This window comes from Ideonella paludis (assembly GCF_018069865.1).
In the GTDB taxonomy this organism is placed as follows: Bacteria; Pseudomonadota; Gammaproteobacteria; order Burkholderiales; family Burkholderiaceae_C; genus Ideonella; species Ideonella paludis.
In genome coordinates this window covers 49,093-74,190 of sequence record NZ_JAGQDG010000001.1, presented here as the reverse complement: position 1 = coordinate 74,190, position 25,098 = coordinate 49,093, and the positions used below count along the sequence as shown (strand labels likewise).

Sequence of the window (25,098 nt, the reverse complement as noted above, 5' to 3'; positions counted from 1 at the left end):
GAGGCCACCGCTGGGGCAGCCTTCGCTTGAAGAAAGGGGGAACGCAGTGCAGCCCACAGACCGCGTTGCGTTCTGGCTGCCTCAGCGGCCCATTGCGGTGCTTGGCAAGCTCTGACGCATTGGACTGCGCAGTGCGACCGGGACGGTGCCGCGGCGCCCCTCCTGGGCCAGCACATAGCTCTTGCCGTTGAAGCTCACGATCCAGTTGCTGGGTGAGGGCATGGGCAAGTAGTAGTTCAGCTTGATCTGCACGCTGGCGCCGGGGGGCAGCGGCTGCCAGGTCGGCAGCTTGAAGGCCGCGCGATGGAAGTCGTTCTTCAGCCCGCCGATGTTGTGACCGGCCGGGTTGGAGCCGTTCGTGACGATCTTCAAGCCGAAGCCGCTTTGGTCAGTCAGCGTGGCCGGGATGGCGGTGGGCACATCAAAGCTGAAGTCAGTGCCGCCGGGCAGGGTTTGGCTGCTCTTGTTGGTCAGTGTCAGCGTGGGGTTGATCGGGTAGTTGGCGTCGCCCAAGGCGAAGCCACCGATGCTGACCTGCACATCCAGGGCTTCCGTGGGCATGGCCGCGTTGGTCAGGCGGTTGCCATAGGGCGTGGCGCTCTTGAACTTGTCATACAGCAGCTTGGTGAGAGTGCTACCCATGAAGTACTCGCCTCGCGTGCTGTCGTAGCCATAGTCCCCGGCCAACTCCCAGAACATCACGCCGCCAATACCGCGATCCGCCACGTACTGCGCCTTAACGCCCAGAGATTGCTCATCCTCGGTGGAGAGGAAGACGCGTTTCTGTGCGTTCCACAGCCAGGGCGACACCAAGGTGCTGTCGTAGTAACGGGTGTAGGTGCCAACCAACTGATCTTGCGGGTTGGTAGCGGGGTTCAGGCCATAGGCGGCAAGGTAGCTGCCCGATTTGCCAGCGGCCAGATTCATGGTGTGCCACAGTGGGTTGGAGCCCGCGGGCACTTCTTGGCCGTTGGCGTCCAGGTCACGCCAGAGGTTGTCCAAGCCAATGGCGCCGGCACCGCACTTCTGCACCGTGCCTCCGCCGGTTCCCGGAGGGCACTTGGTTTGGTCGGCTTGAGCCGCCGAGCCCCACAAGCCATTGGTGCCACCAGTCACATCCTTCCAGCCGCGGGTGTAGTAGGGCACGCCGATGTTGATGCGGCCGGCGGGCATCGCGCCACGGAAGTAGTGGTAAGCCCAGTCGGTGTTGAGATAGCCGATGCGTGCGTACTGGTTGGAGGTGTAGTAGTTCCAGGCGGCGAGCTCAGCGTCCTTGCCGTCGTCATACAGGGCTGCGTTGGGGCCGACGAACTGGTTCCACGCGCCATGCAGGTCATAGCTCATGATGTTCACGTAGTCCAGGAACTTGGTGACCTGGTAGTTCTCCATGCCGCGCAGCAAGTAGCTGGAGGCCGGGGCTGCCACGGTCAGCAAATAGTGGCGTTGGTCCTGTTGGCTGGCGGCGTCGAGCCGGGCGCGCAAAGTCTGCATCAGCACCACGTAGTTCTTCATCAAGGCCGCGCGGCGCGGGTTGCTGATCGCGAAGTCATCCGGGTTGCCGGCATCCTTCATGCTCGTTGCGTACTCATAGTCGATGTCCACGCCATCGAAGCCGTACTGACGGATGAAGGCCACGGCCGAGTCGGCAAAGGTGTTGATGCCGGCGGTGTTGGTGCTGCCATCGCTGTTCGTCGTCATGGTGTAGAAACCACCGCTGGCGATGCGCTTGCCGTTGGCATCAAAGTAGCCACCGGTCTCGGCCCAGCCGCCCACCGACACGAAGGTCTTGACCTTGGGGTATTGCTTCTTGAACTTGTTGAGCAGGTTGAAGTGGCCCTTGTAGCTGAAGGTCGGGTCCATCTCAGCGCCGGCCACGCCGGGCCAGGTGAGGCCCGTGGCGGGGTTGCTGGCGTCTGCGGCATTGCCCACAGAGAGCTTGTTGCTGCCATCCACGTGCGCAAAAGCGTAGTTGATGTGGGTGAGCTTGCTCCACGGGATGTTGCTGGCCAGGTAGGCGGGTTGGCCGTTCTTGCCGGTGCGCCAACTGGTGAAGTAGCCAATGATGCGGCGTGGCTTGTCGCTGCCCATCACCTCGCGGCCCTGGTCGTCGTACACCTTGCAATAAGCGGGTGTGGTGCCGGGGGTGGTGTAGAGGCCTTCGGGACGGCACTTCTCATCGCCAGCCACGCTGCCTTGCACCGTCACGCGGGCCACGGCGCTGTCGGTGCTGGCCCCTTTGTCGTCGGTGGCGCGCGCGGTGATGTCATTCACGCCGGCGCGGGCCGTCCAGCTCACCGCATAAGGGGCCGTCTGGTCCTCGGCCACCAGCGCGCCGTTGACATAGAAGCTGACCTTGCTCACGCTGCCGTCGCTGTCGGCGGCGTTGGCGCTCAGCGTCAGTACATCGCCAATGTTGGCGCTGCTGTTCGGGCTGGGCGAGGTGAGGCTGACCGTGGGGGGCTTGTTGACCGGGCCGCTGGCCACCGTGACGGTTTGCGCCTGGCTGGTTTTAGCGCCTTGGTTGTCGGTGACGGTGAGCGTGACGGTGTAGCTGCCGGCCTTGGCGTAGGTGCGCTGGGCACTGACGCCTGTGGCGTTGCCACCGTCCCCAAAGGTCCAGGCGTAGCTGGCGATGCTGCCATCCGGATCGCTGGAGCCACTGCCGTTGACGCTGACGGTCAGGCCGCTGCTGCTGGCGGTGAAGCTGGCCACCGGTGGCTTGTTGACGGACGTGCCGTCACAGGCCCCGAGTGGCTTCCAGACATCCCAAGGCCCCGACTTCAGCGCGGGGCTGTCGTTCTGCGTCCACCACTTGGCCTGGTAAGCCTGCGCGTTTTGTTTGACGATGGCGCCACCGTTGTAGGCGGTGGCAGAGAGCCATTCACTGACGTTCTTGCAGTCGTAGGCCATGGCGGGGGCAGCGGCGCTGGCGATCAGCGCGGCGACGAGGGGCAGAGGGCGTGGAGGCCACATGGGTTCAGTCCTTTCGGGAGCAGGGAAGGATCGAGAGGTGCGCGCTAAGGCCGCGCGCAGGCGCACCAGCACCTGCAGGCCACCCTAAGGGGTGCCGCAGGGGCAGGGGTCGGGGGATGAGGGATGCGCCGGCGTGAGTCCGGCGATGAGCCGCGCTTAGGGCTTCACAACGACATCGAAGTAGTGCTCGACGCAGCGTTGGTAGTCACCGGCCTTGAGTGAGAAGTAGGCTGTTTGGTAGCCCACCAGCTTGCAGGCAAAGGATTTGCCTTCAGGCATATTGGGTTGGTAGGACCAGTCTTGATCCCAGTAGATGTCCAGCGCACCGGCGCCGCCCACGGTGAAGGGCCGCTGGTTCGCACAGCCCAGTTCTTCGGTGCTCGCAATGGGCACGCCCAAGGCGGCTGCATGCTGGCGGTAGTAGGCGATGCGGTTGACCGACTGCGGCTTCTCGACGCCGCCGGTGTTGCATTCGATGCCACCATTGATGATGTTGGTGGTGGCGCCAAAGCCCGGTTTGATGCCGGCCGCCGTGTCCACCGCATTGGGCTTCCAGGTGCCATCGACCACATGCAGCATGCTGGGTTTGGGAGACGCCGGGTAGACATAGAAGAATACCGCTGAGGCAAGATTCAGCCAGGTGTCCGCCACTTGCTCGGGGTTGTTCAGCAGCACCTTCACGTCGCCGTACATGGCGTCCGAGAACGGCCCATAGTTGTAGTTGTAGGAGAGTTGCTTGGCGCCACGCCCAAAGTACTGCTTGAAGCGGCCTTGAGCATCCTTGCCGCAGGGCCAGGTCTGACCTTGCCAGGTGCTGGGCAAGCATTCGTTGTTGTAAGGGCAGCCGTAGGTGCTTTCGCTGCAGCCGGATTCACGCACGAAGTAAAGGGCCTGGCGCCACTCAGGAATGGGGTTGTTGCGGTCATGCGCGCCGGTTTCTTGGGTGAAATGGGCAAACATCGTGGCCAAAGTCTTACGGCAAATGGCGTCGGAGTCGCGTCCGTCGGTGTAGGTCATGCACACACCGGAGAACTTGGCCATGGCTTGCAGCAGCCCGGTGTAGGTATAGGACGGGTCGCGCAGCGGGAAAAGATACTCCCACTGGCTGGCGGGCAGCAGGCGCTCGACGCGTTTGACGTTCTCTGGGTTGCTGGCCAGGCCTGGTTTCACGGCTGCCACCACGGTGTTGTCGCGGGTCGCGACTGATGCTTTGACGCTGCGGAACAGGGGCGTGTCCGTCAGACGGGCTTCGGTGGCCAGCACATCGGCTTGCTTGAGCACGTACTTGCCAGTGACGGGGTCCTTGACCACGCTGGCCACCGTGACGCTCTGGGATTTGCTGTTCTTAGCGCCCTGGTTGTCGGTGACAGTCAGCGTCACGGGGTAGGTGCCGGGGGTTGCGTAGCTGCGGCTGGCTTTGGCGCCCGTGCCACTGCCGCCGTCACCAAAATTCCATTGGTAGCTGCTGATGCTGCCATCGGCATCTTTCGAGCTGCTGCCGTCCAGCGCAACGCTCAAGTGGTCGATGGTCGCTGTGAAGTTGGCGACTGGGGCCTTGTTGCCACCGGGGCCCCCGCCTCCGCCACCGCTGTTGCAGGTGCCGAGCAGCTTCCAAACGGCGCCGGCGCCGCTGTTGCTGGCCGGCGGTTGGTTCTGCGTCCACCAATTGGCTTGGTAAGCTTTGCCGCTGTCTTGTGCTTGCTTGCCTCCCGTGTAGATGGCACTGGCATTCCAGATCGGGAGCGCTGAACAGTCCACCACCTGTGCTTGAGCTGCCGCACTGCACATCAGCAGAGTGCCGAGCGCGGCCCTGGCCATCAGGCCGGTGGCCAAGGGCCGTTGGCCCGCTTGACCCGCGCAGAGAAGGCGGGGTGTCTTGGGGGCAGGGGAGGGTGCGCAAACCGTCAACATGAGGGTGTCTCCTTGGTTTATGGGGCGCGATCTGTCCGGGCAGTCGCTCCGGTGGCTGGGGTTCGGCGCCCTCCGCAATGAGAGGTGCTGACCCGTACCACTTGGTCTATAGTGGTATTAACTTTAGATACCACTTTTGAGATTTAAACTCAGGAAAACCCTCAAAAACAGCGTTTTGTCACGATTGTAAGAGTGCCACTTTGGTACCAAAAGCCATTGTGTATAGAGCCAGTGGAATGGCGCTAAGCCCGGCGCTGAGCCCGGCGCCGCGGCCGTCGATGCAAGCGGAGGGCGCCAGGACGCCCGGACGGACTCACCGTGTGCGTTAGCGGTGCGGTGCTTTGCGGGCCAGGAGGGCCATCTCGGCCGCTTGCTCTGGAAAGCGACGTCCTAGCTCAATCAAGCCTTGGATCTGCCGCGCGTTCCAGCCGCTCGTCACGGCGGCCATCTGCGGGTGAGTGAAGGGCTTGAACAAGTAGCCCTCCAGGGCCAGCGTGATCAAGCCTTGAGTCTCGGCCAGCTCGCGCAGGTCTTGCGGGCGAAACACCCGGGGTTGCCCCAGCCGCAGGTTGCGCTCGGACAAGGCCTCCGGTGCCTCGGCCAAGCCCATTTCCACCGCCAGCAGCCGGTGAAAGGAGTGAGCATTGGGCACGCTGATCAGGGCCAAGCCGCCCAACTTGAGGGGGGCCAAGGCCGCTTGCAGCAAGGCCTCGGGGGCCGCGGTCTCATGGATCACACCGGAGATCACCACCATGTCCGCCCAAGGGGCTGCGCCGCAGAGGCGCGCCAGCGCGGCATCGGCCTGCTCGATGTAGTCATTCACCACCGCCAAGGCAGGCCACTCGTCGGCGGCTGAGGTGGCTTGTGCGGCCCAGGCCGTGGCCGGCTCTACGGTCACCCACTGAGTGAATTCACAGCCTGCAGCGCGGGCGGCGGTGCTGAGCAAGACGGGGCCGCAGCCGACCTCCAAGACGCGGGCGGGGCGGTGCGCCAGCAGCCAGCGCAGGTTGTGCTCTTGGCGCGCTTGCAAGCAGACCGACTCAAAGTCCAACTCGGCATCGTGTCGGGCGGCATAGTCGTTGGCACTCAGGGCCTTGCCTTGCGGTGGGCTGCTCATGCGGGATGGGCCTCAAAGAAGCTGTGCACCGCGGCGCAGACCTGCATCACCTGTGCATCGCTCAGGTGCGGGCCCATGGGCAGGCTCAGTACTTGCGCGCAGAGCTCATCGCTGCGGGTGTGCGCCGCGGGCCGGTGGGCGGCAAAGGGCGCAAAGCCGTAGACGGGCCGAGGGTAATGCACCAGGGTTTCCACACCGCACTCACTCAAGAAATGCTGTAATTCCTCACGGGCAGTGGCCTGCACCGCATACACATGCCACACCGGCTGGCTGCCCGGCGCCGTGGCGGGCAGGCGCAAACCCGGTACTCCGGCCAGGTGCTGGGCGTACAGCGCGGCCACCGCTGAGCGCCGCGCATTGTGGGCGTCCAGCTTGGCCAGGCGTACCTGCAGCCAGGCGGCTTGCAGCTCATCGAGCCGGCTGTTGGTGCCCAGGCTCTCGTGGGCGTAGCGTTGGGTGCTGCCGTAATTGCGCTGTTGGCGCAGGGCATGGGCCAGTTCGTCGTCGTCGGTCAGCACCGCGCCCGCGTCGCCAAAGGCCCCCAGGTTCTTGCCGGGGTAGAAGCTGAAGGCGCTGAGCTGTCCAAAGCTGCCCACACGCCGCTCGCCCCAGCGCGCGCCTTGGGCTTGTGCGGCATCCTCGATCAGCACCAGGCCGTGCTCGGCGCACAAGGCCTCCAAGCCGGGGCCGTCGGCGGCATGGCCATAAAGATGAACCGGGATGACTGCGCGGGTGCGTGCGCTCAAGGCAGCGCGCACGCCGGCGGGGCCAATGTTGAAGCCGCCGTCCTCGGGCTCCACAGGCACGGGTGTGGCACCGCATTGCTGCACCGCCAGCCAAGTGGCGATGAAGGTGTGGGCCGGCACGATCACCTCATCACCAGGCCCAATGCCTGCCACCACCAGGGCCAGGCGCAGCGCCTCCAGGCCATTGCCCACGCCCACCGCATGGCGCCGGCCGCAGTAGCTGGCAAACGCCGCTTCAAAGCGGCTCAGCTCGGGCCCCAAGATCCAGCGCCCGCTGTTCATCACGCGGTGATAGGCCGCGTCGTAGGCGGCGGCGTCTTCGCGGTAGAGGGCTTGCAAGTCCAGAAAAGGCACCGTCATGCGCTGGAGTCTCCTGCCGCGGCCACCCAGCGCAATTCGCGCTCGGCCAGCCGCAGGTCGATGTCGTAGGGGGAAGTCACCACCGAGGTGTGTTCAAAGCCCGGCAGGCTGCGGCCTTGCAGCCAACGGTGTTGCTGGCCGCGGATAAAGGACAGGTCCAGAAAGGTCGGGCCATTGATTTCTTCTTTGAACAGCGTCAGCACTTTGGTGCCAGCTTGCGCCCACATCAAGTTGGTGAAGGCCGCCCCCGGTGGGCCCGCAATGCCGCGAGCTTGGGCAAACAGCCGCACCTGGTCCAACAAGCTCAGGGTCTCTGGCGCCACGCACTCAAAGCCGAGCCGGGTGGCGAGGTCGGCCACCGCCTGCTCTTGGGCAAAGGGCCGGCGCAGCTCGCCGCGCCGAGTCAGGTAGAGCAGGCGCTGTGGCGGGGGCGGATCGGCCGGGTTCAGCCCGGCGGCACGCCACAGGGTGTGGCGCAGGGCATCGACTTGGGTGGCGCTGGCCCATTCTTGCGGCGAGAGCACCAGCGCATCGTCCAAGACCAGGGCCTCATCTTGTCGGTAAAGACGCATCGCCTCCGGCGGAATGCCTGCGTCTTGCAGGCTTTGGAGCATCCAGCCCGACAGCTCGGCGGGCAACAGCGCGCGGCGGCCTTGCAGCAGACCTTGCGAGGCGGCCCAGTGCAAGCGCGCCAGGGTCAACACCATCCAGTGGTAGTAGTTGCGGTGGAAGGTGGCGTCCAGATTGGCCAGCACCAAGAGCGGCTCACTCACGCGCTGCGGGCTGGCGGGTTCGCGCAGCGTGGCGGCGCCCAGGCCTCGGCTGAGCAGGTCGGGGTGCGGGAAGGGAAACGCGCCCATCTGCCGGTGCCACGCATGGGGCAGCAGCAGGCCGCCCGCCGCCGTCAGCAACAGGTGGCCATGCCGAACTTGCAACCCTTGCAGCCGGACGCTGCTGAGTTGCGCGGGCAAGGTGGCGAAGTGCGCCGCTCGCACCTGGCCGTCCGGGCTGGCAATGCTCCAGGTGCCAGGCAGCGCCGGGTCTGCACACAAGTGCTGCTCACGCGCCCCTTGGGCCGCCAGCCAATCCGTCCATTCATGGGCGGGCCAAACGCGGCTCAGCGTGGCCAGGGGCAAGTGCTGGCGGGAGGCCTGTGCGGCGGCGGTGTCGCCGGCCTCCAGGGCGCAGCGCTCACGCAAGGCTTCAAACCCCCAATCGCCCAGCGGGGCAAGTTGGGCTTGGAGCTGCGTGATGTCGTGCAGCGCTTGCTTGGCTTGGCCCACGGCCCACTGCGCTTCGCACTGCCACCGGGCCAGGCGCAGGATCTCCTGGACTTGTGCGCCCTCGGTGTGATCTAGCCTTCGCAAGGCGAGTCGGCACAGGCTCAGCAAGTGAGCCAGCACTGCGTCGCATTGGGCGCTGGCGCGCAAGGGGTCGATGGAGCCCAGATCGGGGCCAAAGTCAAAGGGAAAGACGCCTTGCCAATGGCGCAGCTCCAGCGCACCTGCATTGGCCACGGCCCACAAGGTGCTTGCTGCATCGACCCACTGAGCCGCACTCAGCCCAGGCGGTGTCTCGAGGTGGCGCTCGAAGTGCGCCAGGGCCGCGAGACCTTGTTGCTGCAGGTCGGCCGCGCTGAGGGCGCTGTCATGTCGGGGCGCTGTTTTGAGCAGATCGGCCAGCGGTGACAAGGCCGCAGCAAGCGGCGCCAGGGCCGTCAGGCTGGGTGTCTCCGCGTGGGGCGTCTGTCCTGTCTGGGCCACGCTCAAGTGCTGCCATTGGGCTGCATTGGCGGGCGGCAGCGGCCCCAGGCGCGCCAGAGCTTGCAGGCAGTCTCGCGCCACCGCCGCTTGGCCCGACTCAAAAGCCCAGGTGGCCACACCACTCAAAAATGCGGGGGCGCTGGCGTGGCTCATGTCCACCCCTTGGCTCAAGGGAGCCAGCTCGGCGGGGCTGGCCCCACTGGCGGCCAGGGCCTGCAGCAGTGCCAGACGCACTCCCGGATGCGTGGGGTGCCGGGCCACGGCACGTTGGGCCCAAGGCCGCACGGTGGCGCCGCCCAGGTGGAGTGTCAAAGCCTGCAGCAGGCGGGCGGTGAGGTCGGCGTCGATCTCTGGCGCAGGCTCGGTGCTGCAGAACAGCGCCACGCTGCTCAGCAGCCCCGTGCGCAAGGCTGCCGACGCCAGGGCTTGCTGGCTGGTGGCGGGCAGGCGCGACAGCCACTGCGCGGCATCAGGCGCATTCATCCACTGGGCAAGCAGGGCCCCGATGCGGCGCAGGCTGCTCAGCGCCGTGTGGGTCCGTGCGCAGTGGGCCAGGCCTGCCACGGCGGCTGACTGCCAAGCGTCCTCAGGCTCGGGACGGCGGGGCCAGCGCTCCAAGGTGCTGAGCAAGCGTGTGTGCTGCTGGGTCTGGCGCAGCACACGCAGGTAGACGGGCAGCAGGCCGCTCTCCAAGCACTCGGCGTCCGTCTGGCCTTGCCAGGCCCAGGCTATGGCCTCGGCCACCAAATGGGTCAGTTCGGGGGCGGGGCTGTCGCTCTCACGCCACCAGGCCACCAAGCCCTTGGCCAGGCGGCGCCGTGGTGCGGGCAGAGCGGCGGGGTGTAGGAGCTTGGGGCGCAGATCCTCGCCGCCAGGAAAGGCGTGGCCGCTCTGGGCGGCCAACGCAGCCACTCGGGCGGGCAAGTCCAGGGTGTCAGGCATCGCGGCTCAGCGGCCACAAGCCCAACGCAAAGCGTCATGGGCTTGGGCAATGTGGACGGCATAGGGCGTGTTGACCAAGCTGGCGCGCTCAAAGCCCGGCAGGGGCTTGCCCAGGAGCCAGCGGTGCTTTTGCCCGCGGATGACCGAAATGTCTACAAAAGTGGGCAAATGGACATCGGGTTTGTAGAGCGCGACCACCTTGGTGCCGGCCTGTGCCCAGGCCAGGTTGGTGAAGGCTGCCCCCGGCGGTCCGGCCACTGCGCTGGCGCTGGCGAAGAGGCGAACTTGGTCCAGCAGCGGCAAGGTTTCGGGTGCCACGACTTCAAAGCCCAAGGACTCGGCATGGGCCACCACAGCGGGCTCGTTCATCAGCGGGCGGCGGTTCTCGCTGCGGCGCGAGACAAAAACGCGCTTGTCTGGATAGGGCGGCCGGGTGACGTCCAGCCCCGCGGCTTGCCACAGCCGCTTGCGCAGCAGCTCCAGCAGCGTGGGGCTGGTGAACTCCAGGGGCGAGATGACCAGCGCATCGCTGAGGTTCAGGGCCTCATCTCTGCTGTACGTGGTCCACTGCGCCGGGGTGAAACCCAGGTCCGTCAAGCTGCTGAGCATCCAGCTCGACAACTCGGCAGGCAGCAGCAGTTGGCGCCCTTGCAGCCAACCGGCATCTTGTGCCACCAAGATGCGCGGCAGGATCAGCATCATCCAGTGGTAATAGTTGCGGTGCTCCAGCGCGTCCATATTGGCCAGCACCACCACGGGGAAATCCACGGTGCGCGTCGCCGCAGGGCGGCGCAGGCTGGTGCCGCGCGCGCTGCTGCTCAGCACGTCGGGGTGGGTGTAGGGGAACTCACCCATGGTGCGGTGCCAGGCATGCGGGCGCAGCAAACCAGCTTGGGGGTGGATCAATCCATAAGACAGCCGAACCTGCAGGCCGGGCAGGCGTACCGCCTCTAAGCTCACCGGGGCGGTGGTGTGCGCATGTTCCGTCAGATGGCCCTCGGGCGACACCGTCTCAAAGCGTCCGCTGACAGTTTGGTCTTGCCAGGCCGATTCGCTGCTGTGCGCTTGGCCCGGCGCTTCACCCAAGGCCGCGCTCACCCATTCGGCCCACTCCCGCAGCGGCATCACCTCCGCGTTGGCTTCGTGCGGCATGGCCAGGCGCACGGCTTGGGCCTCGGCCACCAAGCCTTGGGCCAAGAGGCAACGCTCCTCCAAGGCCGTCAGCACGCTGCGGCCCATGGTGGGGCCCAGGCTGTATTGGGCGGCCCGCACCCAGGCCAGTGCCTCATCATGGTGCTCCAGGGTCAGCAAGGCCTGCACGCCCCAACGCAGCAGCTCCAGCCACACCCGCAAGCCCGCTTGGCGGGTCAAGCCACGCTCGGTTTGGGTGGCCATCTGGGCCATCAAGGCCACATGGCGCAAGGCCGCGCGGCGCAGGCTGGCGCCGAGGGCCGGGTCCAACTCGCCATAAGCGGGGCCACGGTGGTGGGGGTAGGCGGCTTCAATCTCCGACAAATGGCCGTAGCGCTGGTCGCTGATCTGCTGCAGCGTCCGGGCCAGTTGCAAGACCATGTCCACGGGCACCGTGTCTTGCTGCGGCCATTGGGTGCGGCAATGCGCCAAGGAGCGCTCGGCCAGGCCCTCCAGCGCCACCCGTGCACCGCTGTTGCGCACCGGCTCTGCGCCCAGCCAACTGCCCACCAAGGACAAGGCCTCGCTCAGCACACCGGTGTCTACGCCCTGCCAGCCGGCGTCGCTGTCGGCTTGGTCGCTCGGGGTTTCCAGCGCCTCTTGGACGGAGGAGCTTTGGCGCATTTGCAGGTGCGCCATCCGGGCTTGTTCGGCGCCCGTCAGCGGCCTCACCACACCAGCGCGCTGATAAAAGCGTTCAGCGTCCTGTGCATGGCCCGCAAAGAACAGCGCGTCGGCCATCCACAGCATGGCGCGGCGATAGCCTTGGTGGCTGGGTGCAATGGCCTCCACCAAACGCATGGCCACCTCGGGCGCTTCCCCTTGCCGTTGGGCCCAGCGGGCGCGCTCCAGCAGCACGGGGGCTGAGCCTTCAAACCAGTCGCTCGCCTGGGCCAGCCAAGCCGCCACCTGGGGGTCGGGTTCAAACTGGGCCAGGCAGCTCAAGGCCGAGGTCAAGGCCGGCTCCAAAGCGGGCGCGGGCTGGTGGGCGGACATCGCTTCGAGCAAGCGGCGCAGGGCGGGCAGGTCCACTGTGCGCACGGCCAGCGTCAGAACAGCGCTGTGCAGCACCACCCGGTCCGGGTCATGGGCGCTGCGCACAGCCAGGGGCAAAAGGCGCTGCAGCCAGCGTGCCGTCAAGCCCAGCTCGTTCAGGTGTGGGCTGTGTTGGGCCAAGGTGGCCAGCGCCCCGGCCAATTCGCCCGTCCAGGTTTTGCCCGGTGCCCACACGTCTTCCAGGGTGTTGAGCAGGCCCGGCGCCAAGTGCCAATGCTGGCCGCGCCGGATGCAGCGTAGGCAGACGCGCAGCAGGGTCTCTCGGTCTTCTGCCACCAACGTGGCGGGGTGATCGGTCAGCACCTGGGTCAGCAAGTCGGCTTGGCCGACCACGCCCTCGACTTGCAAGGCATGGACCAGCATGCTGCTCTTGAGGCGCTCGCTCCAGGGCGTGTCAGCCCAGCCGCGCTGCAGGGTCTCCAAAAAGCACAACACCGCTTCGCTGGACGGCGTGGGGCGGTTTTTGATCACGCCGCCGTGCAAGGCTTGCGCCATCGCCAGCCACAGCGCGGGGGTGCCGGTATCGGCCTGCAGCTTGCTGAGCAGGGCTCGCGCCTTGACCAGGGTGGGCGAGCTGGGTTGCGGGGCCGCCAGCAGTGCCACTAAGCGATCGATCAAGGGCAGGGCGTCTGAACGGCCGGGAAGGGGTGGCATCGAAGCGGGCAAAAAGAAGAGAGTGTTACAGGCCGGGGGGAGTCTGCCACCATCTTGGGGGCTTGGCATGTCTATGGGTGAAGGTCGCCTGACTTCGCACTAGGGGCTGCAGGGTGGTCTGCTTTCTTGTTACTATTTATAAAAATTCAATCTGAGGTGTGGCATCTTTCACGCTGCACCAAAATGAGGCGTCGTGACCAGGGGTTTCCCCTGGTGCTCCTCCATCACCGCCGGCCTTAGTCAGGGCCGGTTCCGCAGTTTGAGCCTTGGGATACCCCCACATGGACAGCAAAGCACAACGAATTCAGTCCTTGACCCGCGAGATTCGGGAGCAACTCGGAGACCAAAACGTCTTGGATGCGCTGGCCACGGAGCTGGCCATTCAGCGCATCGAGACCGACGAATTGCGGGATCGCGTGGTGCAACTGACGCGCGACCTGGAGGTCATTCGCACCGTTCAGCGCGCCCGTGACATTCTGCTGCCCGCCGCCAAGGCCGAGTATGAGCTGCGCCAGAGCGTCACCATCGACGCCACGGCACCGCTGCCGCCTACGGCCGGTTTGCATGTCGTGGAAAAGGACGGCAAAGGCACGGCCTTCCGTTGGAGCGGCCCCACGCCTCATTTCCAGTTTGAGTTGCAGTTGGATCGCAGCCAGGAGGCCGTGTTCACCTTGCACATTCCCCTCTGGGGCCGAGAGCGCGCCGCGCAGTTGCGCTGCGCCAGCGACGGTCTCGAGGTGGACCTGATCACTGAAGTGGGCCAGCGGGTCTTGATGCTCTCTGGGGTGTTGCCGGCGCGCGACTCCGTGGGCTTGACCACCTTGCGCTTCACGGTGGCCGCCTTGCACACCCCGCCGGTGCCCGAGGGCAAAGTGCCGCGCCAATTGGGCGTGCCGGTGCTGCGCCTGACCGCACAACGGGCCACTCCCGCTGAAATGCAGCGTTTGCAGGCCCTGGCGCAAGCGCCTTTGGCCAACGCGAGCGCCAAGGCCGTGAGCGCGGTTGCGGGCCAGTGAGTTCGCACATGCACGGCGATCAAATCCTGGGGGAGGTATTGGCCCAGCCGCCGGTAGCGGGTGGTGTGCGCATGGATGGCGCGGACATCTTGGTGCTGTCCCCCACGCCCACCCACCCGCCCGACCAAGGCAACCGCAAACGCATCTACGCCATCTGCAAGGAGTTGCAGGCGCGTGGCGCTCGGGTTCACTTTGTGTATTACCCGCAGGAATGGTGGTTCGAGTTTTTGCCACACGACCTGGTGGGGGAGATGACGGCCGCCTGGGACAGTTTTCATATCGTGCCCACCTCGCGCCACACCTACAACCCACCGGCCGGGCAGGACTACACCATCGACGAGTGGTGGGACGAGAGCATTGCAACCACCCTGAAGTGGCTGTTCAAGCGCCAGCACTTCGACGCCTTCATCGTCAACTACGCCTTCATGAGCAAGGCGCTGGAGCTGGCGCCGCCCAATGTGCTGCGCATCTTGGACACCCACGACCTGTTCACCGGGCGGCGGCAGTTGCTGGAGCAACACGGCCTGAAGCCCGAGTTCTTCTACACCACGCGCGAGCAAGAAAGCATTGCCGTGCAACGTGCGCAGTTGGTGTGGGCCATCAAGGACGAAGAGGCCGTCATCTACCGCAGCATGGCCAATGTGCCCTGCATCACCATGCCGCATGCCGAGCCCAGCGCGCCCGTCTCGCGCATTCGCCGCTTCGACGACGAAGGCGTTCTGGTCATTGGCATGCTCGGGTCGGGAAACGTCATCAACGTCCAAAATGCGCGCGCCTTTGTCGAGGCGGCGCTGCCTATTTTTGAAGCGCGTGGCGCCAAAGTCCTGATCCGCTATGTCGGCTCCATGTGCGCCCGGCTGGGCGAGTTGGCCAACATCGATGGTGTCGACTTGGCCGGCCCGGTGGCCACGGTGGACGCCTTCTACCGGGATGTCGATCTTGTCGTTATTCCCTTGGCGTTCAGCACCGGCTTGAAGATCAAGGCGGTGGAAGCCTTTGCGGCGGGCGTGCCTATTGTTGCCATGGGCCATGCGCTAGAGGGGATTCCCGTCGAGCATGCCTGGCATCAGTGTCAGACCATGGAAGAGGTGGCCGAAGTCTGCTGTGAGATCGCGCAGCGCCCTGAGCTGCTGACGGCCTTGACCGCGGCCACCCATGCCACCCATACCCGCATGCAACACCAGGTGCAAGCGGCCTTGGATGCCACCATTGCCCGCATCCACCGCAGGCCCACGGTGGTGGTCACGGTGGATCATGCTTTTTTTGACCCCGAGTCAGCCTATCGCGAGCAGATCTACCAAACCATCAACCTGCTGATGCAGCAGGCCCAGGTGGTGCTGTACGTCGACCAACTCCTGCCGCCGCATCAGACCACCTTGTTCGAAGCCTTCAATGGCTTGGCCGTGGATTGCAAGCTGGCGGTTGCTCCGCATGTCAGCCCGCCTCCTGGCCGCTCCTTGGGCCTCAGCCACATGGTGGTGTCTCTGCCTGAGTTGCTGGCGCGCAGCGCCCGGCCCATTTTGTGGGTGATGCGCTTCTGCCCTGAATTGGCCAATCTCAAGGACGAAGCCCTGCGCACCCCCTTGTTTTTGCGCATGGACGTGTTGCGGCAGTTGGGTTCGCCGCCCTCCGCCCAGGCCATCCAGGCACTCACCGAGAAGTGCCAAGAGACCACCTGGATTGAGTCGCACCCGGACGCGCCGCTGCCGAGCTTGCTCAGCCCGCAGGTGCGCCATTTGCTCGTGCCTTCTTGGCGCTGGAAGCCCAACCGCCTGCACCTGGGCGTCGAAGCCCCGGTGGTGCATTTCTTGGCGCGTGACGACCAGTACCCCTTGGCCCAAGAGCTGCTCAACCGCTTTGCCCTGCTGCAAGATGCCTTGCAGCCCGGCGTGGTCATCACGCCCAAGCCCCAGGCCACGGGCCGCGACGGCGAGGTCAAGCATGTCAGCCTGGGCGCATTGATGGGCCGGCTCAGCACCTTCAGGCCCATGCCGGCCTGCGTGATTGACCTCTCCGGCAATGCGTATGAGTTTGAAACGCTGCGCGAAAGCTATTTGCGCTGCCAGGTGCCCGTGATCGACACCCATCGCGCCGCCGGCGACGGCGCACCGCTGTCGCTGATGCAACTGATTGAGTTCTTGGTGGAGCTCCCCCAAAAGCTCGACCAGATCAAGCAGGCGGTTGGCGATGAGGTGTCGGTGCGATACGGCAATGATGCGGGATGGGCCAATGTGTGGCGTGCCGTGTCTGTGCGCAAGGCCTTGGGGTGACGATGCGCCCTGCTTGGCCCGACAATGCATGGCCGCAGCCCGTGTTGGGTGGCTGCGGCTTGCCCAGTGTTTTGGAGACTTTGTGAACATGACCGAGAAGAACAACAGTGGTTTGGCCCGTCTGACTGAAGAACAGCTCTCACGCGTTGTTTTCTTCATGGGGGGTGTGCGTTCCGGCACGACCGTCTTCAGGCGCATGATGGCGTCTCACCCCTTGATCCGCGACCGTGGCGAGATCTTCAACTCCAACAATCCGCTGGGCTACTTCAAGTTCTTGCGCGAGCAAGTGGCGCTGAACCCGGATCTCATCTTCCCCGAGCGCAGCCCCGAGGTCTTCCAGGCCTATTTGGTGTCCCTGCTGCCCAAAGAGCCCCAGGCCATTGCCCTGCTCGACATCAAGTACGAGCACCTCACCTTGCTGCCCGAAGCCTGGCAGATGCCCTTCACCAACCCGCCGCTGCTGCGCACCATCAAGCGCAGCAAGGTCAAGGTGATCCATCTGCGCCGCCAGCATTTCTTCTCGGTGGTCTCAAACCTGGTGGCGGTCAGTACCGGGCGTTATCACCACCGGGTGGGCCAAGACCAAGCGCTGCCCGAAAAGCGGCGGGTCGCTATCGACAAAGCGCAGTTGATGGCCGCCATGAAAAAGCGTCGCCGCGCCACGGATTTGATCGACACGGGCTTGGACGAGCAGCAGCGTTTGTCCCTCGACTACGAGGCCGTCTTTGATGAGGCGGGCCATTTCCGTGCCGAAGTGTGTGAGGCCGTCGCGCGCTTCTTGGGGCTTGAAGACTCCTTTGACCGTGAGCCCGAACTGCGCAAGGTCATTGATGAACCGCTCTCCTCTTTGATCACCAACTTCGACGAGATCGCTGATTTGCAGTCCGAATGAATGCCTTGAGCCCGTCCGTGGCTCAACACCCCGAGGGCTGAAGCGTAGCCTTCCCTAGGTCGACAGCGCCTTTGGCATCCAATCATTGCCACAATGGCGTGGTCCTACCTTTAGAAGACACCCCATGTCCAAGACTCCTATCTCCATTTGCCCCGTCATCATGGCCGGGGGGAGCGGCACCCGTCTGTGGCCGCTGTCGCGTGCAGGTTTCCCCAAGCAGTTTTTGGCCTTGTCGGGTGAAGCCACGCTGTTCCAACAGGCCGTCGAGCGGCTGATGGGCTTGGAGGCGGACGACATTGCCGTTTCGCAGCCGGTCATCGTGGGCAATGCGGAGCACCGCTTCATGGTGCGTGAGCAATTGCTGGAGATCGACGTTGACCCCCTGATCATGCTGGAGCCCTCGGCGCGCAACACGGCGCCGGCGATGACGCTGGCCGCGCTGCAAGCGTCGGCGGGCCATGCCGACCCGGTCTTGGTGGTCTCGCCCTCGGACCAAACCATTGGCGATGAAGACGCCTTCACCGAAGCCCTGCAACTGGCCGTGCGCACCGCCGCCACGGGCGCTTTTGTGATCTTGGGCGTCACCCCTGATCGCCCCGAGACCGGTTACGGCTACATCCGCTCCAACGCCAAGGAAGGCGGCGTTGCCAGCGTGGCGCAGTTCGTCGAAAAGCCCGATGCCGCCACCGCCGCGCGCTATTTGGCCGAGGGTCACTACACCTGGAACAGCGGCATGTTTGTCGTCAAGGCCTCGGTGTGGCTGGCCGCCCTGGAAGCCTTCCGCCCGGACATCCTCAAGGCCACACGGGCCTCATGGGAAGCGCGCAAGGAGAACGAGCGCTTCATTCGCCCCTCGCGTGCCGAGTTCGAGCATGTGCCTTCTGAGTCTGTGGACTATGCCGTGTTGGAGCGTTGCCCCGGCAGCGCTTTTGACATCCGCATGGTGCCGCTGAATGCCGCCTGGAATGACTTGGGCGCTTGGGATGCGGTCTGGATGGCGTCTGAGCGTGATGCCCGCGGCAATGCCGCTCACGGCGACGTCATGATGGTCGACTCCGACAACACCTTGGTACACGCCACCAGCCGCTTGGTGGGCGTGGTGGGCTTGCAAGACGTGATCGTGGTTGAGACCCCAGACGCCGTGCTGGTGACCGACCGCAGCCGCAGCCAAGAAGTCAAGAAGATCGTTGCCAAGCTGGGCGAGCGTGGCCGTATTGAGCACGCGCTGCACCGCAAGGTGCATCGCCCTTGGGGCTGGTACGACAGCATCGACATGGGCCCGCGCTTCCAAGTCAAGCGCATCATGGTCAAGCCGGGGGCCTCGCTCAGCCTGCAAATGCACCACCATCGTGCCGAGCACTGGATTGTGGTGACGGGCACCGCTGAAGTCACCTGTGGCGAGCGCAAGATCCTCCTGACCGAGAACCAAAGCACCTACATCCCCTTGGGCGAGGTGCACCGCTTGGCCAACCCGGGCCGGGTGGATTTGGAGATCATCGAGGTTCAGTCCGGCAGCTATTTGGGCGAAGACGACATCGTTCGTTTTGAAGACACCTACGGGCGCACGGGCAACTAGGGCCTGTTCACACCAGAACGACATCCTCTCGGATGTCGTTTTTTTTCGTCTGCGTGCATTGCAGCGCACTTGAAATCACCCTGGCGTGGCCAGATGCCTCGGGTGTCCCCCAAAATGGGCTGCACATCCATGTGCATGCACGACGCAGGCCTTTCGAGGCGCTGGCGTGCATGTTTGCCGGCCCATGTTTGAAGACAGAGACGTTCGCAAGCAGTTCCTCAGCGCACCACCGACCATCGCCTCCGCCATTGCCGCCGTGATGGAGCCGTTGATCGCCGTGCTGTGCTTGGCCGCTCTGCACCGCATCTGCGCGGTGTCGGTCAGCGGCGTGGCCATGGCCATGATGCTGCTGACCTTGGTGCTGCTGTTTCCGGGGGTCAATCGCTTCAACCGCCGCGGCGTGGGCGTGCTGATCGACATCTCGCTGAACTGGGCGCGCTGCGTGGCGATCCTTGGCGTGGTGGGCTATGTGACCGGCGGGCTGGACATGATGGACCGGCGCTTGCTGCTCTATTGGGTGCTGGCCACGCCCATCCTGCAAGCCTCGGCCGTGTGGGTGGGGCACCAAATCGTGGTCTGGCACAGCGCCTCACCTCAGGCGCGCAGACCGGTGGTGATCGTGGGGGCGGGGCCGATTGCCTTGCGGCTGGCGCGTGCGATGCGCGAACGCCCCGACCTCAGCTACGACCTGCTCTGCATCTTTGACGACCGCACTCCCGAGCGCCTGAATGTGCCCGAGGATGTGGAGTTGCGTGGGCCCCTCAAAGAGCTGCCCGACTACATTGACAGGCACGGCATCAAAGATGTGTTTGTGACCTTGCCGCTGACCTCTCAGCCCCGCATCTTGAACCTGATGCAGATGCTGCAAAACACCACGGCTTCGCTGTACTACGTGCCCGACGTGTTCGGCGTCACGGTCATTCAAGGGCGTCTGGAAGACATGGGGGGCCTGCCGGTGGTGGGCTTGCACCTCACGCCCTTCAGCGGCATCAATGGTTTGCTCAAGCGGGCCAGCGATTTGGTTCTGGCCTCGCTCATTTTGGTGTTGATTTCGCCGGTCCTGCTGGCCGTGGCTTTGGGTGTCAAGTTCAGCTCACCCGGCCCCATTCTTTTCAAGCAGCGCCGCACCGGCCTGGACGGCGAGGTCATCGAGGTCTACAAGTTCCGCTCCATGCTCAGCATGGACAACGGGGCGGTGGTCAAGCAAGCCACCCGGGACGACCCGCGCATCACCAAGTTCGGTGCCTTCATCCGCAAGACCTCGCTCGATGAGTTGCCCCAGTTCGTGAATGTGCTGCAGGGCCGCATGAGCATCGTCGGGCCGCGCCCGCACGCGGTGGCCCACAACGAGCAATACCGCAAAATCGTCCGCGCCTATATGGCGCGGCACAAGGTCAAGCCCGGCATCACGGGCTGGGCACAGGTCAATGGCTTGCGTGGCGAGACCGACACCGTGGACAAAATGGCCCGCCGGGTTGAGTTTGACCTGGAGTACCTGCGCAACTGGTCGCTGGGACTGGACTTGCTGATCATCGCCCGCACGGCGCGGATGATGTTCTTTGACCGCAGCGCTTACTGAGGCGCCAGAGGGCCGGCCTTCAGCGCGGTCATGATCGGTGGCAGCACCGCCACGCGCTTGACCAGCTCCACCATGCTGTTGCAATGCGCCTTGACCTTGAGGTTGTGCACATGGGTGCGAATGGTGCCCTCGCTGATCTGCAGCTTTTGGGCAATCGCGCTGGGCTTCATGCCGGCGCACAGGCAACCCAGCACCTCTTCCTCACGGCGCGACAGGCCGTGCGCCCGAGCAAAGGCGCCCACGGACAGGGCCTCGACCAATTGCGAGCGCTGCAGCGTGATCAGCACCGGCCGCTGGGTGTGGACATCCGGGGCGACCGCAATCGGCAAGGGCACCACGCTCAAGCCCACGGCGGCCTTGCCCTCCAGGGCCACGTTGATCATGGTGCGGGCGTCCTTGTGCTGGGCCCCCGAGATGGCGTCCAGCAACTGAGTTTGGCACTTGGGGTTGGGGGCTCTGAGCTTGCCGGCACGGATTTCCAGCCAGTGCCCGTCCTCCAACATCTGGCGGGCGAAGTGGTTCGCATGCAGCACGCGGCCCCCATCGGCGACCAACATCAAGCCGTAATCCACCTCGTCCAAGACCGCCGCCAACAGCTGCCACAGGCCATTGCCGCGGCTTCGGCGCTCTGGCCCCACATAGTTGATGACCTCGACGGTCGATTCGAACAGCGGTATTCCCTGGGCAGATGGATCTGTTTTCATGGCTTGTACTGCGGTGTGACAGCCTTGAGAGCCCTTCACACCTAAATGTATCTTAATGCAACGAAACTCAGGGTGTCTGATGTCGTGGCCTTCCTGCTTATCGGCCACTCAGACGCCCAGCACAGGGTGCGCGCAAGGCAAGCCCCAGTATGGAGACGGTAAAGCCGGGCCAAAAAGGACATTGATCTAAGTTTTCTTTTGTGGGGCAGCGTCATAGGCAAATCCAATACGCGCGATTCGATCAATCAATCCTGAATATGCACCGAGCCCACTAACATAGCAAGCATTGCATCTACGGATGCATGCCTAGCGCTTTATTCACTGACCACAACCAAGGACGCTTTCACATGTCTCTGATCAACACCCAAGTCCAGCCCTTCAAGGCCCAAGCCTTCCACAATGGCAAGTTCATCGAAGTCAGCGACGCCAGCCTCAAGGGCAAGTGGTCCGTGCTGATCTTCATGCCGGCCGCCTTCACCTTCAACTGCCCCACCGAGATCGAAGACGCTGCGGACAACTACGCCGCTTTCCAAGCTGCGGGCGCTGAGGTCTACATCGTCACCACCGACACCCACTTCTCGCACAAGGTGTGGCACGAGACTTCCCCTGCCGTGGGCAAGGCCAAGTTCCCGCTGGTGGGCGACCCTACCCACGCGCTGACCAACGCCTTCGGCGTGCACATCCCTGAAGAAGGCCTGGCCCTGCGCGGCACCTTCGTGGTCAACCCCGATGGCGTGATCAAGACCATGGAAGTGCACTCCAACGAAATCGCCCGCGACGTGTCGGAGACCCTGCGCAAGCTGAAGGCTGCTCAATACACCGCCGCCAACCCCGGCCAAGTGTGCCCCGCCAAGTGGAAGGAAGGCGCCAAGACCTTGGCTCCTTCGATCGACCTGGTCGGCAAGATCTAATTTCACGATCTGTGTTGTTAGCCCAAGAAGCGGCCCACAAGGTCGCTTCTTTCTCCCGGCCCGATCACCCGATCAGGCCTCGTTGAAAGCGCCCAGCGGCCAGCCCCAAGGGTGCTTTCAACGAGGCCAGACAGACCTCGCCTGAACACACCGCACAAGGACCGCCACCATGCTGGACGACAACACCAAAGGCCAACTGGCCTCTTATTTCGAGCGCATCACCCAGCCCATTGAGCTGATTGCCAGCCTCGATGGTTCTCAAGGCGCTGCCGACATCCGCGAGCTGGTCACCGAGATCGCCGCGATTGCGCCGGCCAAGATCAGCGCCCGCTTCGACGGCAACTTTGCCCGCAAGCCCTCATTTCAGATCACCCGCGTGGGCCACCACATGGGCGTGCACTTTGCGGCCCTGCCGATGGGGCACGAGTTCACCTCGCTGCTGCTGGCGCTGCTGTGGGCCGGCGGTCATCCGCCGAAGTTCGAGCCCGAGGTGATTGAGCAGATCAAAGCGCTGGACGCCGACCTGCACTTCACCACCTGGATGAGCCTGACCTGCCACAACTGCCCGGACGTGGTGCAGGCGCTCAACCTGATGGCCATCCTCAACCCCCGCATCAGCCATGTCGCCATCGATGGCGGCCTGTTCCAAGCCGAGGTCGAAGAGCGCCAGATCATGGCCGTGCCCGCGGTGTTCCTGAACGACGCCACCTTTGGCTCGGGCCGCATGGAACTCAGCGACATCTTGGCCAAGGTAGACACCGGCGCTGCCGCGCGCGACGCTGCACGCCTGGCCGACAAAGCCCCTTATGACGTGCTGATCGTCGGCGGTGGCCCGGCAGGCGCTGCGGCTGCGGTGTACGCCGCGCGCAAAGGCATCCGCACGGGTGTGGTGGCCGAGCGCATTGGCGGCCAAACCCTGGACACCCTGGGCATCGAGAACTTCATCTCCGTCAAAGAGACTGAAGGGCCCAAGTTCGCCGCCGCGCTGGAAGCCCATATGCGCGCCTACGAGGTGGACCTGATGGGTGGCCAGAAGGTCGACGCGCTGCTGCCCGCTGCTGAGGCGGGCGGCCTGGCCACGGTCAAGCTGGCCAATGGGGCCGAGTTGAAGAGCAAGACGGTCATCCTGACCACCGGGGCGCGTTGGCGCAATGTCAATGTGCCTGGCGAGCAGGAGTACAAGACCAAGGGCGTGGCCTATTGCCCGCATTGCGACGGCCCGCTCTTCAAGGGCAAGAAGGTGGCCGTCATTGGCGGGGGTAACTCTGGCGTTGAGGCGGCCATTGACCTGGCCGGCGTGGTGCAGCACGTCACCGTCATTGAGTTTGCGGAGCAACTCAAGGCCGATGCCGTGTTGGTCAACAAGCTCAAGAGCCTGCCGAACGTGGAGATCCACACCAACGCCCAGACCACCGAGATCACCGGCGACGGCCAAAAGGTCAACGGCCTGCGCTACAAAGACCGTGCCACCCAAGCAGAGCACCACCTTGAGTTGGCCGGTGTGTTTGTGCAGATCGGCCTGGTGCCCAATACCGAGTTCTTGAAAGGCGTGGTCGAGCTCAGCCGCTTTGGCGAGATCGTCATCGACGCCAAGTGCCACACCAATGTGCCGGGCATTTTTGCGGCGGGCGATGTGACGACCGTGCCTTACAAGCAGATCATCATCGCGTCAGGCGAGGGGGCCAAGGCGGCACTCAGCGCCTTCGACCACCTGATCCGCAGCTAATGTTGGGGCGGCAGCGGCCACTCAGCCGCTGCAAAGAGGGCCTGTCAGCCGCGGCGGCGGCTGGCCGCCAAGCCCAACGCGGCCAAACCGGCCAGCATCATGGCCAGTGTCTTGGGCTCGGGTGTCGGCAGCGGGGGCGGCTCGGCCAAGCGGGCGGCGCTGGCGGCTTCTTGCTGGGCGCTGGGGGCGCTCAAGACGGCAAAGCTGTCGGCGGCCTTGGGGGCTGCGGGCGCTGAAGCGGCCGCGCTGGGCGCTGGGTTGACGTCCGCACGAGCCTGCACGGCCCAGGTGCTGGCCGGCAGGGCAAGCAGCAAGGCGGTGGCGGTGGAGGTCAGCAGAGATCGCATGAGGCCAGTTTAGAACCGCCCCCTGGCAACAAACGCCCTTGGGCTCTGCGCAGGCGCTGCCTCTGTTACTTTAGTCACAAATTCAGTGTGGGGAGCCTCGCCCAATGCGCAGCATCTCGCAATCCGGAGAGCAAGCCTAGTCCAACAAGGCGGCCCGCAGCGGCTCATGCCACTGGCGGCGCGGCGCATCCCACAGGCCAAAGCCGCCCACCAAGCCCCAGTAAGTCCAGCCGATGCCGCGTCGCTCGGCTGCGTCCCGCATGATGCGGGCCCAGGCCGCACGCGCCTCCATGGGCGCGCGGTTCAGGGTGCCGAACTCGCCCAAGTGCACCGGCACACCCGCCTTCACGCTCCACTGATAAGCCGCCTCAATGGGCGCCACGGCCTGGGCGTGTTGGGTCGCGTCGCAGCAGGGCTGGCCGGCCGGAAACTTGGCGGGCAGCCACTCTGCGCCCTGGTGGGTGAAGGCAAAGGGGTCGTAGGTGTGAAAACTCACGATCAGATGTTTGTCGGCGGGCAGCCGCAGCCGTGGCAAATCCTTGGGGTGGCCCCAGGAGCTCGGGCCAATCATCACCGTGCGGTTGGGGTTGCTGCTGCGCACCACCGCCAAGGCCTTGCGCAGCAGTACATTCCAGGGCTCACCGTCCAGCTTGTCGTGGGGCTCGTTCAATAACTCAAAGATCAGCCGGTCCGGCTTGTTCTTGTAGCGCTCGGCCAACTGCCGCCAGATGTTGAGAAAGCGCGCCTCCACCACCTCAGGGGCCACTTCGCTTTCACCCCGGTGCAGCGCACTGCCGTGCAGTTGGTTGTAGTGGTGCACATTCACGATCACCACCACGCCCCGGGCCAGCAAGGCCTCAATGCTGGCGTCCACGCGCCGCGCAAAGCCTTCGTCCAAGGTGGCTGCGGCGTCCAGCGAGGCATGGTTGCTCCAGCGCACCGGCAGCCGCACCGTCTTGAAATGCTTGGTCGCCAGGTCAATGAACTCCGGCTGCATCTTCTGGCCCCAGTCGCCTTCTTGCGGCGGGTCATAGATGTCGCCCAAATTCACCCCGCGCCCCAGGCGCGCCGCCAAGGCACAGGTCTGGGCCGAGACATTGGCGCACTCCGGCCCCGGTGGTGCGGCCTGGGCCGCCGATGTGGCCCCCAAAACGGCGGCCCACGCGACCGTCAAAACGCCCGCCAGCGTGAACTTCAAGACAGCGCTGTGGGCTGGCTGCGTGCGTCGGAGCGTCATATCTGCGGTATCCCTGAATGAATGGGCCATGGTGAAGCGCCCCTGCGTACAATTCGCTACACATTAACGATCTATTTTGACCCCCACACCATAGCGCGGTCCCGCATGCGCTGGAAGTTCAACCGCA

The 25,098-nt window shown here is 64.7% G+C and carries 16 protein-coding genes; 7 read left to right on the top strand and 9 right to left on the bottom strand.

The window, feature by feature from the left end; all coding sequences use genetic code 11:
• Positions 1 to 81: 81 nt before the first annotated feature.
• The 6 genes from KAK11_RS00280 to KAK11_RS00255 form a co-directional block, all read right to left on the bottom strand.
• Positions 82 to 2,973: a chitinase C-terminal domain-containing protein gene (locus KAK11_RS00280; RefSeq protein ID WP_210805002.1), complete on the bottom strand. Its 2,892-nt coding sequence runs from the start codon at positions 2,971 to 2,973 to the stop codon at positions 82 to 84.
• A gap of 156 nt (positions 2,974 to 3,129) precedes the next feature.
• Positions 3,130 to 4,884, bottom strand: coding sequence for a glycoside hydrolase family 19 protein (locus tag KAK11_RS00275; RefSeq protein WP_210805000.1), 1,755 nt, complete (start codon positions 4,882 to 4,884; stop codon positions 3,130 to 3,132).
• 325 nt (positions 4,885 to 5,209) lie between these two features.
• The gene (locus KAK11_RS00270; RefSeq protein WP_210804998.1) at positions 5,210 to 6,001 is read right to left on the bottom strand and encodes a methyltransferase domain-containing protein; all 792 of its coding nucleotides are present in this window, start codon (positions 5,999 to 6,001) and stop codon (positions 5,210 to 5,212) included.
• Positions 5,998 to 7,107: a DegT/DnrJ/EryC1/StrS family aminotransferase gene (locus KAK11_RS00265; RefSeq protein WP_210804996.1), complete on the bottom strand. Its 1,110-nt coding sequence runs from the start codon at positions 7,105 to 7,107 to the stop codon at positions 5,998 to 6,000. Before KAK11_RS00265 ends, KAK11_RS00270 begins: the two co-directional genes overlap by 4 nt.
• Entirely contained in the window at positions 7,104 to 9,812 is a 2,709-nt protein-coding gene (locus KAK11_RS00260) for a glycosyltransferase family 61 protein (protein ID WP_210804994.1), read from the bottom strand. The genes KAK11_RS00265 and KAK11_RS00260 overlap by 4 nt, the downstream gene beginning before the upstream one ends.
• A 6-nt stretch (positions 9,813 to 9,818) precedes the next feature.
• Positions 9,819 to 12,677 carry a glycosyltransferase family 61 protein gene (locus tag KAK11_RS00255; RefSeq protein ID WP_210804992.1) on the bottom strand — a complete coding sequence of 953 codons (2,859 nt, stop codon included), beginning with the start codon at positions 12,675 to 12,677 and terminating at the stop codon, positions 9,819 to 9,821.
• 317 nt (positions 12,678 to 12,994) lie between these two features.
• Here KAK11_RS00255 and KAK11_RS00250 point away from each other — a divergent pair, with 317 nt between their 5' ends.
• The 5 genes from KAK11_RS00250 to KAK11_RS00230 all read left to right on the top strand — a co-directional run bounded on the left by KAK11_RS00250 (position 12,995) and on the right by KAK11_RS00230 (position 20,046).
• Positions 12,995 to 13,729: a hypothetical protein gene (locus KAK11_RS00250; RefSeq protein WP_210804990.1), complete on the top strand. Its 735-nt coding sequence runs from the start codon at positions 12,995 to 12,997 to the stop codon at positions 13,727 to 13,729.
• A gap of 8 nt (positions 13,730 to 13,737) precedes the next feature.
• Positions 13,738 to 15,999 carry a glycosyltransferase gene (locus tag KAK11_RS00245; protein WP_210804988.1) on the top strand — a complete coding sequence of 754 codons (2,262 nt, stop codon included), beginning with the start codon at positions 13,738 to 13,740 and terminating at the stop codon, positions 15,997 to 15,999.
• A gap of 88 nt (positions 16,000 to 16,087) precedes the next feature.
• Positions 16,088 to 16,891 carry a sulfotransferase family protein gene (locus tag KAK11_RS00240; protein ID WP_210804986.1) on the top strand — a complete coding sequence of 268 codons (804 nt, stop codon included), beginning with the start codon at positions 16,088 to 16,090 and terminating at the stop codon, positions 16,889 to 16,891.
• Between the two features lie 124 nt (positions 16,892 to 17,015).
• Entirely contained in the window at positions 17,016 to 18,467 is a 1,452-nt protein-coding gene (locus KAK11_RS00235; protein ID WP_246498177.1) for a mannose-1-phosphate guanylyltransferase/mannose-6-phosphate isomerase, read from the top strand.
• Positions 18,468 to 18,651: 184 nt separating this feature from the next.
• Positions 18,652 to 20,046: an undecaprenyl-phosphate glucose phosphotransferase gene (locus KAK11_RS00230; protein WP_210804984.1), complete on the top strand. Its 1,395-nt coding sequence runs from the start codon at positions 18,652 to 18,654 to the stop codon at positions 20,044 to 20,046.
• Here the strand turns inward: KAK11_RS00230 and KAK11_RS00225 are convergent.
• Complete coding sequence (locus KAK11_RS00225; RefSeq protein WP_210804982.1) at positions 20,040 to 20,750, bottom strand: helix-turn-helix transcriptional regulator; 711 nt, start codon at positions 20,748 to 20,750, stop codon at positions 20,040 to 20,042. The two genes, KAK11_RS00230 and KAK11_RS00225, sit on opposite strands and share 7 nt — an antisense overlap.
• Positions 20,751 to 21,097: 347 nt before the next feature.
• On the opposite strand from KAK11_RS00225, the gene ahpC reads away from it, so the two are divergent.
• Both ahpC and ahpF read left to right on the top strand, forming a co-directional pair.
• Positions 21,098 to 21,661: an alkyl hydroperoxide reductase subunit C gene (ahpC, locus tag KAK11_RS00220; protein WP_210804980.1), complete on the top strand. Its 564-nt coding sequence runs from the start codon at positions 21,098 to 21,100 to the stop codon at positions 21,659 to 21,661.
• 169 nt (positions 21,662 to 21,830) lie between these two features.
• On the top strand, positions 21,831 to 23,387 hold the full coding sequence (ahpF, locus tag KAK11_RS00215; protein ID WP_210804978.1) for an alkyl hydroperoxide reductase subunit F: 1,557 nt from the start codon (positions 21,831 to 21,833) through the stop codon (positions 23,385 to 23,387).
• A 44-nt stretch (positions 23,388 to 23,431) separates the two neighbouring features.
• Here ahpF and KAK11_RS00210 read toward each other — a convergent pair whose 3' ends face one another.
• Positions 23,432 to 23,734, bottom strand: coding sequence for a PEP-CTERM sorting domain-containing protein (locus KAK11_RS00210; RefSeq protein ID WP_210804976.1), 303 nt, complete (start codon positions 23,732 to 23,734; stop codon positions 23,432 to 23,434).
• A 136-nt stretch (positions 23,735 to 23,870) separates the two neighbouring features.
• Entirely contained in the window at positions 23,871 to 24,971 is a 1,101-nt protein-coding gene (locus KAK11_RS00205) for a glycoside hydrolase family 5 protein (protein ID WP_210804974.1), read from the bottom strand.
• Positions 24,972 to 25,098: the final 127 nt, after the last annotated feature.